The following is a 14,846-nucleotide window of genomic DNA, read 5'->3' as shown; positions in this document are numbered from 1 at the left end:
GTTCACATTCGCACTCAGAGCGGAGCCCCCGGATGACTGACATGCAATCTTCGACGACAGAGACCGTCCGGCTCGCGTCAGGGCCGGCCGGACCCGGGGACATCGATGACTTCGAGCTCTTCTACTCCCGCCGTGTCCTGAGCCTCCTCAAGGCCCGGCTGGGGCGGCAGACGCTGTTCGATCTGCTGGCTGCGGACATCGAAGAGGGCAATGCCTTCCTGAGGCAGAGCGCCCAGGACTCGGGAGGCAGCTTCACCTCGGGCACCACAGTGCTGGAGACGCAGGGGCTCAAGGCCGGCCAGTTCCTTGCCTGGATGGGCAAGGCGTTCGCAGACGAGGACGTGCTCCTCGCGGCCCAGCCCGAGCACTACGCGATGGTCAACAAGGACGATGGTTCGGTCCACGTGACCGAGAACATCGGCCCGTACATCTGCTCCTTCTACCTCGGCGACTGGGCCGCGGAGGCCATGGCTTGGGCTGCGGAAGCGGACGAGCTCCTGCCTGAGGGCGCGTTTCCGCACAAGAAGGCCACGAATCTCTTCCTCGCCGACGGCACGATCGTCGGCCGTGTGCTGATCCAGTTCGGCGACACGGACGAGGGCTTCTCCTCGCACTTGACCGTCTACCTGCCCAGCTCCAGCCCGGCGGAGGTCCTGGAGCACCATCTCCGTCACTTCGCCGTGGAGTTCAGGAACTGGATCATGGCCGCAGCGGTGGCCAACGCCTGAGAGGGCGGCACCTCGGCCAGGGAGGCGATGGGTGTTGGCGGCGGCGCCTGTCGCCGCCCCAATCGACCGGGTTCTCCACTGGCCGCTCATCCTCGCGGCGACCATCGCAACCCGGTTGTCGACAAGGTCGTCATCGACGCCAGCAGTCGGCTGCTCGCGACCAGCGGCAGCCGATGACCCGGCAGCAGCAATGGAGAGGGCGCGGGCGCCTTGGAAGACCTGCCACTTCACGAGTTGGGGCTGCTGCGCGGGGCAGCCGAGGGATGCGACATCCGCTACTTCGGCTCACTGCGGACGCTCGACCGGCACGCATGTCCGGTGCTGCGGGCCGGTCTGATCGCCCTGATCCCGGCAGGCTCGCAGCGCGACGATGAATGCCAGTACTACGAGGCCACTGAAGCAGGCCGCGAGTTCTACGCCGCCCATCTTTCCGGGCTGGACGAGGATGCCAAGGGCCGAGCGGGTTCATGGCGCGACGATCCGCGGCTTGCGGCTGCGGCGCGGGCGCTGGGCAGGCTGCTGAACGCGGTCGAGCGCCCGGCTGACTCGGCCGAGATCCACAACGCGATCCGGTCCGAATCAAGCGTGGCGACGAATGGGTAGGGCCGGCTCGCACGATCACGTTCGAAGAGCGTCGGCGGCGACTGTGGACGTGGCGGAACTGGCGGTCTGGCAGGGTCGGGCACATCCAGCCGCATGCAGCGGTTGATGTGCACCGCTACTACTCGCCCGCCTGCGTCCTCGGGGGTGCGGCGGCCCTGCCGGCATCTGGTCGCCGCCGTACCACATCCACGTCCGCCCAGCGGAGCACGCCGAACATCGCGCGGTGTCCGCGTGGTGTGCGCCCGCCAGTGTGAGGTCCACCAGCATGGCCAGCGGGCCGTCCGCGCGCTGCCGCGAACGGTTCCCGGATCAGACGCGGGCCCTGATCGCTCTGACCCGCATGCGTCGACTGGGCCATGCCCGGCATCACCAGCTGCGCAGCATGCCTCTCATTGGCGGAAGGCGCGTAGGAACATGGTGACACCGTCGACCAGGATGCGGACCACGCCATCGTCGGTGTCCTTCTCTCATCTCTCCCGTTGGAGTCGAGTGTCTCCCAGGCCAGTAGAGCGGTCACGGCGGTGAAATGCCGAGCCGCTCGTTGTGGGTTGGCGATGCTGAGTCGGACGGCGAACGCATCCTCGTTCGTCCGGATGGGTACATCGTGCCGCCCGCCTTCCCGCGTCAACGAGAACCGATTGATCGAACACCTTGCCGCGGTTGTGCTGGAAAGCCCTTGGCAAGACGGCGGGAGACACCCGGCGACGTCAACAATGAGGTCAGCAGGCCGCTCCGTCCCGAAGACAGAGCGGCCTGCTGACTCGTGCGCGGCCTCAGGCGGTCTTGACCGGCAGTTGCAGGTACGACGCGTGCTCGCCACCGGTGCGGATGATGTGCTGTCCGCTCTCGGCGGGGGTGTACTCGCGGATCCCGGGCATCATCGTCCCCAGCAGCGAGCGGCCGCTGATGACGAGGCGGAGCTGCTCACCCGGGTAGAAGGTGAGCCCCACAGGGAGCAGGTCGATCTCGACGTCCACCACCTCGCCGGGGGAGAGCTTCTCTACCCGGTCGAAGCAGTGGGCCGGGACGTCATCGGTGGACAGCTTCTCGTCCAGGTGGCGCATCGAGACGCGCAGGCGTCCGTCCGTTCCCTTGTAGCGGAGGATCGAGCCGCCGCGTTCGGTGACGTCGTGGATCCGCGCGCTCTGGTTGGGCACGGTGAACTGCTGCAGGGGCGTGCCGTACGCGTCGAGCTTCTGGACCAGGAGGAAGAGGTCCATGTCGTCCGCGCCTTCCGCCTCGACCCACAGGTGCGCCTTCGGGTAACCGACCAGCACCGTCTCCTTGTCGAAGCGCGTCACGAACGACACCTCGTCCGGGTTGGAACCGAGCGTGTAGCCCGCCGACGCCCCGTCGACCGGGGCCGTCGTCCCCAGAGTCCGCGAGCGGCCGTCCAGGTAGTACTTCGTCGGGGTGACCTCAGCCGGCGGGAACTGGTCCGCGGGGATGTTGACCTGGTCGCCGCCCTGGAGGTCGAGCAGGGAGTAGCGCACGCGGGGCGTTTCCTCCCATCCGTTGTCTTCGTCCTTGAGGAAGCGGTCGAAGAACCGGCGCAGCTCCTCCCGGTTCGTCTCGTCGTAGTAGTCGGGCCACTCCTGGCTGTTGTGGATGCGCAGCCACTTGTCCTCGGACGCCATGCGACGCCAGGCGCGGAACGTGCCGGCGGTGTGCAGCGTGTTGGAGTAGCTGGCGACGACGTACGCGGGCACATTGATGTTCTCGAATTGCGGGATCTTGTTCTCCCACAGCTCGTTCATCAGCGGATAGCGATCGGCCTCCGCGATGATGTCCTCCTTGCTGCCGTTGCCCCAGAAGCTGTAGTCCCGTAGCTGACGGGCGAAGCCGTGGTCGGGCAGGCCGCCGCGCATCACCAGGTCGCGGTAGACGTCGCTCACGCCCTCCCACGGGTTGATCGCCGCCAGGTGCGGCGGCTGCTCGGCCGCGGTGAACCACTGCGAGACCGCGAGATAGGAGGTTCCGCTCATGGCGACCTTGCCCGTGCACCAGTCCTGGACGGCGAGCCACTCGATCAGGTCGTAGCAGTCGCGGCCCTCTTGGCGGTCCCACAGGACACTGTCGCCCTCGCAGTTGGCCACGCCCCGGATGTCAGGGTTGCAGATCGCGTAGCCCTGCGCGCACCAGTACGCGGGATCCGGGGCCTCGAACTTCGCGAGCCCGGACATGATGCCGTTGTCCAGTCCGACCAGATTGAACACGCCCATGACGCTGGGCGAGGTCCCCTGGCCCTTGCCGTAGGGGCTCCACGCCACGATGACCGGGACCTTCTCGGCGCTCGCCGGCCGCAGTACGTCGACATAGATGGTCGCGCCGTCACGCAGGGTGACCGCGACGTCCTTCTCGAGCACGATGTCGACGGGAAGCGGCTTGAACGGCGGCGCGATCTGGAAGCCCGCCTCCAGCGTGCGAGTGCCGGGCTCGAAGTGGCTCAGGACCCCGTACCGGTCAATACCCGGCTCCAGCGGGTTCGACGGCATGAGTACCTTCTGGGCATCGCTCATGGTGAGCTCCTTACATCTCTTGACCCGGAGACGGGCCGTGGCGACCCTGCGAGCGTACGTCCGCGGAGCGCAAAACTCAACGTGTGTTGAGATGCTGGTTTCGGGGTTAGATTTGGGCTATGACCGCGCAATCGAAATCCGTCACCACTGGGCGCCGTGGACGCCGACCGGGGACGAACCAGACCCGACAGGCCATCCTCGACGCTGCCCGCGCCAGGTTCGCAGCCGACGGCTTCACCGCGACGACGATACGGCGGGTCGCGGCCGACGCCGAGGTCGACGCGTCGTTGGTGATGCAGTTCTTCCGGTCGAAGGACGAGCTGTTCGCCGCAGTGATGTCCGTCCCCGCAGAGGCTCTGACGCGCTTCAGCAGCGCCTTCGAGGGAACGGATGCCCACCTCGGCGAACGCGTGGTCCGCGCGTTCCTCGAGGTGTGGGAAGAGGAGTCGTCGAGTTCGAAGCCCCTCATGGCGATGCTCCGGGGCGCCATCGTCAATGATCAGGCGAATGACCAGCTGCGCGAGTTCCTGCAGGAGCGGCTGCTGGTCGACGACATCGCCTCGCGCGCCGTCGACGACCCGACCCTCCGGGCGGGGATCGTGTCGTCGATGCTCGTCGGTCTCATCGTGGGACGGGGAATCGTCGGCGTGGCAACCCTCACCGAGGCGGAACGCGAGACGCTGATTGCGCTGATCGGGCCAGCCATACAGAGCGTGCTGGTCCCGGTCCCGGCAATCGCCGACGACGACGTGGACGACGCCTCCGAGACGCCTGGCGCATGACGGTGCCGGACAGCCCCTAGTGAGCTGGTCGTGAGTTTCCGCGACACCACATGAGGCGCGTCCATCACCAAGCTGCTGGTCAGCGGGCCGCCAATCATGCGATAGGTGACGCAGAACCTCGAAATCGGGACACTAGAGCCGGAGCAGCCGCTCGGCGTTCTCGTGCGCGATCATCCGCTTGGACTTCTCCGGCAGGTCGGCCTCGTCGAGGAAGGCGACGGCACCGTCGTTGCTCGCGAAGGGATAGTCGACGGCGAAGACGATCCGCTCCAGCGGGACGGTCTCGAGACAGAACCGGAGTTGTGCCTGGCCGAACAGTCCGCTGGGCGCGATGTAGACGTTCTCGCGGAAGTACTCGCTGAACGAGCGTTCGAGCCGGGTGGCGCGTTGCGGCAGGGCCTCGTCGACGCGGTCCAGATAGAAAGGGATCATCTCGCCCCAGTGACCCAGGATGATCTGCAGGTCCGGGTACCTGTCGAAGACGCCTGAGTGGACGAGGTGCAGGAAGTGAACGGCCGTCTCCTGGTGCCACCCCCAGGCGGCGGTCTGGAGGCGGGTGGCGACGACTGGCGGCAGATCGCCCGAGTAGCAGCTCTCGGTGACCGCACGCGGGGGGACGCCGGGATGCAGGAAGATCGGGACGTCAAGTGCTGCGGCCTTGGCCAGGACCGGATCGAAGCGGGGCGCGTCCAGGAACTCCCCGTCGGTGCGACCGAAGATCATGGTCCCGACGAAGCCCAGCTCGTTGACGCATCGGTCCAGCTCGGCGGCGGCCGCCTCGGGGACCGCGGTCGGCAGAGAGGCGAATGCGGCGAACCGGTCCGGGTAGGAGCGCGTCGCGGCCGCGGCCCGGTCATTTGCGGCGCGGACGAGGCCGGGGGCGACGTCCGCCGGCACCTGCTGCGCCCCGAGGCATGAGAGCACCTGCATCGTGATGCCACCCGCGTCCATGTCCGCGATCCGCCCCTCGGCAAGGTCCATCAGGACCTCGGCAGGGGGAGAGTACGGAAGGCCGCCCGCCGGGGCATAGGCGGCTGCGAAGCCGGGGCTCAACGCCTGAGCGGTAGCCGCACCCGCCTTGCTGACGGCCGGATCGGAGAAGTGCTCCTCCAGAGCGATGATCTTCACAGAGATGGTCCCCTTCGTTGTCGCTGACGGAGTCGTTGGGCTGCTGCACACCCGTGAGTCAGTGCTCGTACTCGACGCCGGCGCACCAGACCCTTTCGATGTTCCGGGTGGCGCGGATGTCCGAGACGGGGTCACCGGAGATGAGTAGCAGATCGGCGCGCCGGCCCGGCACGATCACGCCGCGGTCGGTGAGCCCGAAGTACCGGGCCGGCATCGCCGTGGCTGCCCGCAGGGCTTCAACCGTGGACAGCCCGGCGTCGACGAGCAGTTCCAGCTCGTGGTGCAGGCTCTGTCCGAACGGCGGCGAAGCGGGCACGCCTTGCGCGGCGTTGGCGTCGGTGCCGGCCAGCACCGGCACACCCGCCCGGTGCAGGGCGGCGACACTCGCGCGCGCTGCTTCGTACGAGGGTCCGGGCACGCCGGGTCGGCTGATCGCCTCGACGGTGCCCTCCATCATCGCCAGGGTGGGAACGATCACCCGCCCGTCCGACACCGCCTGTGCCACCTCGCTCTCGGCCAGTGCGCGGTCAAGAGGAGCGTGGGTGAGGACGTCCGCTCCCGCCGCCTGGGCCATGCGCACCGCTTCCGCGGAGGCGGCATGGGTGATCGTGCGCATCCCCTGCTGGTGCGCCGCCAGGACAAGGGCGTCCACGGTCGGCTAGTCGAACCCGGGAAGATCAATGATGATCTTGATGTAGTCGGCTCCCTCGGCAAGCCGTTGCGCGACGAACTGCTTCGCGTCCTCCGGCCCGCTCACCAGTCCCCCGGAAGGGCGCCCCGTGCGCTGCGCGTGGGCACTGTCGGGCGACGTGGCACCCACCGTGCTGCTGCGGATGTCGGTGAGTCCGGGGCGCCCTCGCAGCGAGACGACGAGGCTGGCCGGCCAGGTGCCCATGTCCAGGGCGGTGGTGATCCCGTGGGCGGCGAAGGCGTGCAGTGCCGGCACATCGCTGAGATGTACGTGGGCGTCGATCAGGCCGGGTAGCAGGACGCCGCCATGACCGTCGACGTGCCTGACGTTGCCACTGTCCGCGGTGGTGCCGACAAGGGCGCCGTCGATGACGACGGTGCCCGGGTCCAGCAGCGCGTGGCCGTCGAAGACACGCACATTGGTCAGTACGGTGCGCGCTGCGGAGCGGCTGTCGTCCGCGGATGACCGATCGGATGACACAGTTCTCTCTCCTCGAATGTCATTGACACCCGCCCCGGTAGCGGGGCAGGAGCTTTCGTGCGTTACCGCTGTCGATGGAGTCGCGGTCCGCGTCCGCCATGGGGCAGCTGTCGTAGTGGTCGGTGAAGTAGGCGGCGCCGCGACTGGTGACGTGCGGCCAGTCGGTGCCGAACAGCACATGCTCAGGGCCGAAGAACTCAAGCATGCAGGGGAGGCTGAGCGGGCCGGCTGCTTGCGCGGTCTCCACGTGGAAGGACTTGAGGTCGGCCAACAGGTCCTCGACCGCTCTCTCGCTGTCGTAGCTCATGGTCATGGCCAGGCGATGCGCCGCGAACGGGACGAACCCTCCGCCATGGGAGAGGACGAAAGTGATGTTCGGCCACCGGCGCAACGCGCCGCTTCGCACCAGGCTCACCGCCGTCCGGGTGGTGTCCAGCAGGTAGTCGGCAATGTAGGCGGGGATCCCGTCGACCGGGGGCCCGTGCAACTGGCAAGGGTGCACGTATACCACGGCACTGCGCCGGTCCAGTTCGGCCAGCAGCGGCTCGAAGCGTGGATCACCCAGATAGGCGCCGTCGGCGTTGGCGAACAGGACCACGCCTTCCGCACTGAGGTCGTCCATGGCGTACGCGGCCTCGGTCAGGCTGCCTTCCACGTCCGGCAGGGTGAGGGTGGCGAAGAAGCCGAACCGGTCACGGCGCCGAGCGGCCAGCTCGGCTCCGAACTCATTGACCTGTCGAGCCAGACCCCGCGCCTGGGCGTCGTCATTGCCCAGGCGTATACCGGGCACCGACAGAGAGACGATTCCGGTCTCGACGCCACGGGCATCCATCGCCTCGAGCGCCAAGTCCTCGCTCCATACCGGTGCCAGACCGCCGGTGGAGATGCCACGCCTGTCGAGTAGAGCCTGGTAGTGCGGCGGGATGACGTGCTGATGCACATCGATGCGGCCCGACGGCATGGCATACCTCCGATGGTTGATGCGGGAATAGCGGCTCTGCAGGGCACGTCAGGAGGGCACGTCAGGCCCTGTCCGGCTGCGCCGACCGGTCAGGTCAGATCAGCGGTGTGATGTGGTCGTCGCGGCCCAGCAGCGCCTTGCCGTAGACCTCGTAGTTGACCGTGGGCAGCACGACCGCGTGGCGGGCGGCTACGGCGGAGTCGCGCCAGATCCGCTGGAGGGGGTTGACGTCGGCGAAGCTGCCGGCACCGTGGGCGAAGAGCAGATCGTTGATGGCGCTGGTGATGTTCTCGACGGCCCATCCGCTGTCGGCGCGTACCCGGGCGCGGGTGGTGAGATCGGGGTAGCCGGCCTCGGCGGCGGTCCGGTCGATGTCATCGGCGGCCCGGTAGGCGTGAAGATGGGCGGTGTCGATCTGGAGCGACGCGCGCGACAGCTGAAGCTGGAAAGCCACCGAGTCCGACTGCGAGGTGTAGTCGGTGTAGGAGATCGCCTTCTTCGCGGCCTTCTCCCGCACGATCTGGAGTGCTTTGCGTCCCAGGCCCAGCTGAGGTCCCACCAGAACCAACGTCAGAAGGGGCACGAACGCGGCGCGGTACAGGGCCTCGTCGGTGTGTTCGGTGCCGTAGTCGCCGGCGATGGCGGGCGGGACGGACAGGACGCGGTGGTCGGGGACGAACACCTCATGTGCGATGAGGCAGTTGGAGCCGGAGGCCTTCATCCCGGCGACGAACCAGGTGTCCTCCAGTTCCAAGTCCTGCCGCGGGATCAGGGCCAGCCCCTGGTCGACCACGTGGCCGTCGGCGTCGGTAACGGGGATGCCCAGTACCGCCCAGTCGGCATGCCGAGAGCCGGAGTTGTAATACCAGCGCCCCGTGACGCGGTAGCCCCCGTCCACCTTGACCGTCTCCGCCGTCGGAGCGAGCACACCGGAAACCCTGTGGTCCGGGTTGTCCGCCCACACCTCGTCCTGCGCCCGCTCCGGGAAGAGGGCCGTCATCCAGGCGCATACGTTGGACAGCGTCACCACCCACGCCGCACCCCCGTCGGCCTCCGCGACCGCGGCGGACACGTCGAGCATGGTGCGCATCGACGTTTCGTAGCCGCCGTAGCGCTTCGGCTGGGCGATCTTGAAGGCTCCGGCCTCGCACAGCGCCTCGATGCTCTCTTCCGGCACCCTCCTTTCCTGCTCGCCCTGAGCGGCGTTCTTCTCCAGAAGCGGATGCAGGCGCCGCATCCGCTCGACGAGTTCCGCGGAGCCGGGGGCGGCGTACGAGGCGGCTGACGCCTCGGTCACCTTCGTCATAGTGATTGTTCCTTTTCTTTGATGCGTCGCGCGGAGTCATCCTTCCGCGGCGGCTTTCCTTGGGCAGGCTTCGCGATGCCACGAGTCAGCGGCGGCAAGCGGCGATCTGGTCGACGATCCGAGGGCGTGGGCGCTGGTCGTAGCGGGAGTGGGTGCCGAACGTGCGGTGGGCGTAGACAAGGGGCGGCAGCTCCGTGTGGCTCGCTCCCCGTACCAAGCCGAACAGCAGAAGATGGTCACCGCCCTCGACGGTTCGGTAGAGATCGCAAGTCGCCCATCCCGCCGTCCCTTCGAGGCGCGGCAGGCCGTTGTCGTAGTGCCATGCCGTCCCGCCGAACCTGTCCTGGCCCCGAGTGGCGAACAGCATCGCCAGGTCCGCCTGACCGTGGCCGAGCAGATTGACCCCGAAACGGCCCGCTTCCTGAATCCGGTGGAGCAGTAGAGACCGGCGGTCGAAGGCGACGCTGACCAGCGGGGGGTCCAGTGACAACGAGGCGAAGGAGCTGACCGTGGCCCCGAACGGTGCACCGTCGACGCTGGTGGTCACCACGGTCACGGGCGCGCACACCGCCGCCATCAGATTCCGGAACCGCTGGGGAGCTACTGAAGCTCCGCCTTGCAAAGCCGAAGCTCCGCCGTGCGAAGACTCTTCCGGCGCTTTGATCTTTTCGTGTGGCGCGGCCATGGCGCGTATTCCTCTCGCGGATGCCGTGGCGTCCGGTCGAGCCGGTGCGACGGCAGCTCACAGCTCCCTTTTCGATTCCCTCGACGGTAGGTACGGTCGGGTCCCACCGAAATCCACTCTGCGCAGCGGACGGTCCGCTACGCGAACTCCCCGGCCCCGCGAAGCTCGCCTACGCTGGGTGAGGAGGTGCTGGGAGGCGAGGACGAGCGATGCGTACGGTTCACAGCAGCGGTACGGAACCGTCGGGCGGTCCCATGCAGCTGGCCGGGCAGCTCCCGTGCACGTCCGACGACTTCGATGAGTACCGCGCACGGGTCAACGACGCCTTCTACCCGGCGCGGATGGAACTCGTGGCGCCCGGCACGCGCCTTTCCCACGCCTGGATGTCCGCGGTCCGGCTGCGGCACCTCACCGTGGGCATCGTGCGCTTCGGAGCCGATGTGCTCGTCGATCCCGGGGATGTCGGCGGCTACCACGTGAACGTGCCTTTGGCGGGCTCGGTCGTGTCTCGCTGCGGCTCACGGGAGATCGTCGCCACACCGGAGCTGGCCGCCGTCTTCAGCCCGGATCAGCACACGGTCCTGCCCTCGTGGAGCGTCGACGCGACGCAGGTCTGCCTCAAGATCGAACGAGCCGCCCTGGAGGAGGAACTGGCTCGTGTCCTGGGCCGGCCGGTGGACCGGCGCCTGCGCTTCGACCTCGGGTTCGACCTGACCGCTCCGGTGGGGCGGCGCTGGTGGGCGCTGCTCAATGTCCTGCTGGACGCCCTCAAGGACCCGAGCGCGGTCTCGGGAGCAGGGAACGCCGCCCAGCTCGACTACCTGGAGCGCGCCTTGCTCGTCGGGCTCCTGATCGGGCAGGGCCATTCCATGACGCAGGCGCTGGACTCGAGATCCGTCGACAGGAATCCGGCGGCGCTGGAAAAGGCCGTGGACATGATCCACAGCGCGCCAGGATCCCAGTACAACGTCGCGGATCTCGCGCATGCCTCCGGAGTGGGCGTACGTCAGTTGCAGAACCTGTTCCGTGATCGCTTCGACATGAGCCCGTCGGAATACCTGCGTCAGGTCCGGCTGGACGGCACCCGTCGGGACCTGCTCCACGCGTCGGCACCGACGACGGTCAGTGACGTCGCGTTCCGTTGGGGATTCAACCATCTGGGGCGGTTCGCCGATCACTATCGGAGAAAGTTCGGTGAGAGCCCTTCGCAGACCCTCCGCGGCGGGGGAGGGGCGGACGAGTGACCTCTTGCGCGTAGATCCTGACCAGGAGGTCCTCGGAAGCCGCAGCGCTCGGCGCGCCACCAGGTCCGCGCGCCCATAAGAAACGGCCCGCATCCCCTTCGATCTCTTCTCGGGGCGCACGCCTGCAATCAGGGCATGACCACGTCGAGCTGGCGAACGGCCGAAGGAGACGATCCTGGACCTCGCCACGCGGCTGAACTCGGCGCGCGGTCACGACGGCTTCGACAGGGTCCTGACGATCAACGCGCGGCATGCGAATGACGCGGCGCCTCTTGCCCAACCCGGCATTTCCAGCGCAGCCGACGGCACCGCCGCTCTTGTGTGAGCCGGCCTTCGGCGATGGCATCCACGTGGGGCATCGAGCCATGAAGGCGCGATGCCCTCAACGAAGGCCGGCCAGTCGCGATCGGTAGGCAGAGGCACGCCCGCCTCAGGGGGTGGTGGCCTCCGGACGCGCGGCCGCGACGGTTTCGGCGTGCGAGGCCGCGACGACCCGGGAGTGGGACGCCCGAGAGCGCCTCCCGCGTCGATCGGCGATGAGGGCGAAGGCACAGCCGAGGACAGCCCAGACGGTCAGGACGAGGGCGGGGGAGCCGGCGCCCGTTCCGTCGAAGAAGGCGTTGGCGCGCAGGAGGGTGCCCGAGGCGCCCGGGGGGAGGAGCTGGCCTAGGGTGGCCCATCCACCGGGGAGCCAGTGCGGGCCGGTGGCCAGGCCGGACAGGGGGTTGCCCAGCAGCATCATGAGCGCGCTGCCAAGGGCGAAGCCGACGACGCCGAGGAGGGCTTGCAGGCCGAGCAGGGTCGTGGACAGGGCGGTCATACCGAGGATGACCCCGAGCGCGGTGGGTCCGTAGTTGCCGTCGATCGAGTGCGTGCCGAACTGGAGGACGGCGGCGATGGCCGCGCCCGCCACCACGGAGAACAGCACGGCCCCTGCCAGACGCATCCGCAGTCCGCGATGCCCGGGGAAGACACTGCCGAGTATCAGGGCGGGGAAGATTCCGCCGAAGATCATGGGCATCAGTGCTGCGGTCAGTCCGGCACCCCGGGGGTCGTCCTCGGTGAACGGCACCAAGTCGTGGACGGTGACCTGCGCTCTGTTCTGAGCGGCGACTCCGTCCGCCACCGCGGTGAGGGCGCTGGTGGCCGAGGGGCCGCCCGCAGTGGCGGTGTAGACGTCGACGGCTTGAGGGGTGATGGCGAGACCGCCGGAGATCTCCCCCTTCTCGACGGCCGACTCGACGGCGCCGGATGTCTCGTAGGGGCGGACGTCCCACGCGGGGCCGTCGATGCTTTCCCGGAGGGCGTCGACCGCCTGCGGAGAGCCGGTGACGCCCACGGGGACCTTGTGTGGACCGCTGTGGAGCGAGGGCAGCGCGAAAGCGCACAGCATCGCGGTGATGAGGGCCGCCAGTCCGAGGACGACCAAGGTCAGCTTGCGTCCCGTGCCGGGCCGGCTTGAGTGCTGAGACACGTAATTCCTTGTGTGATCGGTGTCGCCCGGGAAGAGCACGGGGACGTGTGAAAGGGGGCCGACGTCTTTGGCGTCCGGTCGGTGACCTCGACCGGCGCTGGGTCCTGCCGGTGTCTGTCAGACGTGGGATGCGGTTGCGGCGCCGCGTGAAGGCGTCGCATGCGTCGATGTCTTCGGCGAGCAGGTCGAGCAGGCACTGGCGTCCCAGCCGCTTCCGGCAGCGGCTGGGACGCGGTGGGCGTAGAACAGTGCGAACTCATCGATAGTGCCGGGGTCGGTAGGTCCTGAGCCGAGCGTGACGGTCATGGGCAGCAGGCGCTGGGCGACGGTCACGGTTGCACCTCCCCAAAATGTGAATGTAAATTTACGTTCGCTTTTTAGGATACCCAGAGGAGTGCGTCCCTTGTCAAAAGAACCTGCAGCGAGCCCGATCGGTAGCATGCGGGGCATGACCGACCAGCCGGATCGCCCACTCCGCCGCCGTGAGCCCAGACAGGCACGGAGCGCTGCCACGCTGGCTCGTGTGCAGCGGGCGGCTGAAGAGATCGCCTCCTCGTCCGGCCTGGAGGAGATGACGATGACGGGTGTCGCGGAACGCGCCGGCGTCTCGGTCGGCACGATCTACCGTCGTTTCGCAGACAAGGAGGAGCTGATCACCGCCCTTGCGGAGCGGATGCTGGAGCGACGCGAGGAGTACGTGGCCGAACGTCTGCGTAAGGCGGAGCCGTCACTGTCCGGTGTCATGGATGCCTACGCCCACGCCCTGCTCCAGTCCTTCGCCGACAGCAGCAATCTCTTCCCCGAGCTGTTGCGCGCACGGGTGGGCGCCGGTGTGGAGCGCGGAGCGCGCACGATCACCGGGATCCATGGCCTGCTGCTCGGGGCAGCGGCCCCCTACGCCCACCAGATCCGGCGCTCCGACCCCGAAAGGGCTTTGGACACCGTGGCCCGCGCCGTGCTGGGAGCCTGTTTTCACAACTCTGTGCGTCCCGACTCTGTCACCGGCGCGGCGGCCCAACACCACTACGCAGATGAACTCAGCGACATGGCGATGGCCTACCTGTCCACCCCCGACCGCCGCCGTCGCGCCGAGAGCTGAGCCGCCGGGCGGCGCCGGGCCCTGCAGGCGGAAACAGCGCGGGTCACGCAGAGCCTGTGGCTGCTCTGGCAAGACTCGCGTTCGACATGTACCGCATGGTCTCGGGCATGCTGTGCTGGCGCAGAGCTCGGGACTGGGGCGAGGCCAGCATGTGGCAGCGGCTGACTGAGGTCCTGCCGGCCGAACAGCCTCACATGGCCCGCCGGTCGACGGCCACGCCCACCCGGCGTAGCGGTGCAGCGTGACGCCAACGGGCGTACTGCTCTACCTGGCCCCTCGGCGGCGGCAGCCTGGCACCCGACCGGCGTGTGGGCACGGGCAGCGATGCCGCGCTCACGGCCGCGGACGAGTCGCTGAACCCGGCAGACGCTGTGGCGTTGCGCGGCGGGTGGGACACGAACGAGCCCATACGGTAGCGGTCCCCGGCCTCTACCTGAGTGGCGTGAAGTGGCTGGATGGCTACGGTGTGAGTGTGTACTCCGACGAAGAGCCCATTACCTCGAAAAAGGGGTCGAAAGAATTCCGTTGAGTTGATGACAGTGAGCGAGAAACGGCCCCGGCCGAGTCTTGGAGCTCGGGCGAGGCCGAAACTTGGGACGCGCGGCTGTGGCTACGTCAGATCAGGAGAGCTTCACGAGATAGACCGCAGTGGTGGCCGATCCATCCGCTCCGGGTACTTTCACCAGATGCCCTCCTGCCGAGAGCTGCAGTGAGCGCGTCCGATAAACTCCCGTGGAGCCACCTACGTAGCCAAGTTCGACGTCGTTGACGTAGGTGTTGTAGAAGGCGGTGCCATCGATGTCGTACTCGATGGCATAGGTTCCCTCGGTCTGGGCGCTGGCCTCGAAGTATGTCGGGCCGTTGGTGGCTACTTGCCCCAGCAGTTGTCGCGACTGCTCCAGGAAAGGTGTACCGGTGGTCATCGCGCTGGTGGGCTTTGATCCGGGTTCTGCGCTGGCGGGGGATGCCCCTGCGGCGACCGAGACGACGGCACTGAGAAGTACCGGAACGGCTGCTTTCTTGCCTAGTTCGAGAAGATTACGCACGCTAGCCTCGAAGTTTCGTGACGGGCCGCCGACGTAGTCGGTGGCCTGTTTCCGTGCCGTGAGTTGAGTCCGTGCAGGCGGAGGGCCCGAGTGTCGTCTC

The 14,846-nt window shown here is 67.9% G+C and carries 15 protein-coding genes; 5 read left to right on the top strand and 10 right to left on the bottom strand.

From position 1 onward, the window contains the following. Nucleotides 1-32: 32 nt before the first annotated feature. Both ACFC1X_RS10945 and ACFC1X_RS10940 read left to right on the top strand, forming a co-directional pair. Nucleotides 33-728 carry a hypothetical protein gene (locus ACFC1X_RS10945; RefSeq protein WP_376351102.1) on the top strand — a complete coding sequence of 232 codons (696 nt, stop codon included), beginning with the start codon at nucleotides 33-35 and terminating at the stop codon, nucleotides 726-728. A 210-nt stretch (nucleotides 729-938) separates the two neighbouring features. Beyond that, the gene (locus tag ACFC1X_RS10940; protein WP_376351099.1) at nucleotides 939-1,331 is read left to right on the top strand and encodes a hypothetical protein; all 393 of its coding nucleotides are present in this window, start codon (nucleotides 939-941) and stop codon (nucleotides 1,329-1,331) included. A 773-nt stretch (nucleotides 1,332-2,104) separates the two neighbouring features. Here ACFC1X_RS10940 and ACFC1X_RS10935 read toward each other — a convergent pair. Further along, nucleotides 2,105-3,850: a CocE/NonD family hydrolase gene (locus ACFC1X_RS10935; protein WP_376351096.1), complete on the bottom strand. Its 1,746-nt coding sequence runs from the start codon at nucleotides 3,848-3,850 to the stop codon at nucleotides 2,105-2,107. A 119-nt stretch (nucleotides 3,851-3,969) separates the two neighbouring features. Between ACFC1X_RS10935 and ACFC1X_RS10930 the strand changes: the two genes are divergently transcribed. Beyond that, nucleotides 3,970-4,632: a TetR family transcriptional regulator gene (locus ACFC1X_RS10930; RefSeq protein WP_376351094.1), complete on the top strand. Its 663-nt coding sequence runs from the start codon at nucleotides 3,970-3,972 to the stop codon at nucleotides 4,630-4,632. A 132-nt stretch (nucleotides 4,633-4,764) separates the two neighbouring features. Here ACFC1X_RS10930 and ACFC1X_RS10925 read toward each other — a convergent pair whose 3' ends face one another. The 6 genes from ACFC1X_RS10925 to ACFC1X_RS10900 all read right to left on the bottom strand — a co-directional run bounded on the left by ACFC1X_RS10925 (nucleotide 4,765) and on the right by ACFC1X_RS10900 (nucleotide 9,883). After that, the gene (locus ACFC1X_RS10925) at nucleotides 4,765-5,760 is read right to left on the bottom strand and encodes an amidohydrolase family protein (protein ID WP_376351091.1); all 996 of its coding nucleotides are present in this window, start codon (nucleotides 5,758-5,760) and stop codon (nucleotides 4,765-4,767) included. A 58-nt stretch (nucleotides 5,761-5,818) separates the two neighbouring features. Further along, nucleotides 5,819-6,412, bottom strand: a complete 594-nt coding sequence (locus tag ACFC1X_RS10920; protein WP_376351090.1) for an amidohydrolase family protein — start codon at nucleotides 6,410-6,412, stop codon at nucleotides 5,819-5,821. A 6-nt stretch (nucleotides 6,413-6,418) separates the two neighbouring features. Further along, nucleotides 6,419-6,931 (bottom strand): hypothetical protein, encoded by a 513-nt coding sequence (locus tag ACFC1X_RS10915; RefSeq protein WP_376351087.1) that lies wholly within the window; start codon nucleotides 6,929-6,931, stop codon nucleotides 6,419-6,421. 19 nt (nucleotides 6,932-6,950) lie between these two features. Further along, nucleotides 6,951-7,892 (bottom strand): amidohydrolase family protein, encoded by a 942-nt coding sequence (locus ACFC1X_RS10910; RefSeq protein WP_376351085.1) that lies wholly within the window; start codon nucleotides 7,890-7,892, stop codon nucleotides 6,951-6,953. A gap of 94 nt (nucleotides 7,893-7,986) precedes the next feature. Further along, nucleotides 7,987-9,198, bottom strand: coding sequence for an acyl-CoA dehydrogenase family protein (locus tag ACFC1X_RS10905; protein WP_376351082.1), 1,212 nt, complete (start codon nucleotides 9,196-9,198; stop codon nucleotides 7,987-7,989). Nucleotides 9,199-9,283: 85 nt separating this feature from the next. Then, nucleotides 9,284-9,883 carry a flavin reductase family protein gene (locus ACFC1X_RS10900; protein WP_376351079.1) on the bottom strand — a complete coding sequence of 200 codons (600 nt, stop codon included), beginning with the start codon at nucleotides 9,881-9,883 and terminating at the stop codon, nucleotides 9,284-9,286. Between the two features lie 254 nt (nucleotides 9,884-10,137). Between ACFC1X_RS10900 and ACFC1X_RS10895 the strand changes: the two genes are divergently transcribed. After that, nucleotides 10,138-11,127 carry an AraC family transcriptional regulator gene (locus tag ACFC1X_RS10895; protein WP_376351076.1) on the top strand — a complete coding sequence of 330 codons (990 nt, stop codon included), beginning with the start codon at nucleotides 10,138-10,140 and terminating at the stop codon, nucleotides 11,125-11,127. Nucleotides 11,128-11,557: 430 nt separating this feature from the next. Here ACFC1X_RS10895 and ACFC1X_RS10890 read toward each other — a convergent pair whose 3' ends face one another. Continuing rightward, nucleotides 11,558-12,601 carry a hypothetical protein gene (locus ACFC1X_RS10890; RefSeq protein ID WP_376351074.1) on the bottom strand — a complete coding sequence of 348 codons (1,044 nt, stop codon included), beginning with the start codon at nucleotides 12,599-12,601 and terminating at the stop codon, nucleotides 11,558-11,560. Nucleotides 12,602-12,718: 117 nt separating this feature from the next. Beyond that, nucleotides 12,719-12,934, bottom strand: coding sequence for a hypothetical protein (locus tag ACFC1X_RS10885; RefSeq protein WP_376351071.1), 216 nt, complete (start codon nucleotides 12,932-12,934; stop codon nucleotides 12,719-12,721). 115 nt (nucleotides 12,935-13,049) lie between these two features. On the opposite strand from ACFC1X_RS10885, the gene ACFC1X_RS10880 reads away from it, so the two are divergent. Next, nucleotides 13,050-13,700 carry a TetR/AcrR family transcriptional regulator gene (locus ACFC1X_RS10880; RefSeq protein ID WP_376351068.1) on the top strand — a complete coding sequence of 217 codons (651 nt, stop codon included), beginning with the start codon at nucleotides 13,050-13,052 and terminating at the stop codon, nucleotides 13,698-13,700. A 620-nt stretch (nucleotides 13,701-14,320) separates the two neighbouring features. Here ACFC1X_RS10880 and ACFC1X_RS10875 read toward each other — a convergent pair. After that, nucleotides 14,321-14,846 (bottom strand): hypothetical protein (locus ACFC1X_RS10875; protein WP_376351065.1); only part of this gene is annotated, 526 nt, incomplete at its 5' end.

The sequence above is a fragment of the Streptomyces sp. NPDC056128 genome, from assembly GCF_042263835.1.
In the GTDB taxonomy this organism is placed as follows: domain Bacteria; phylum Actinomycetota; class Actinomycetes; order Streptomycetales; family Streptomycetaceae; genus Streptomyces.
This window is presented reverse-complemented; position numbering and strand designations above follow the sequence as displayed.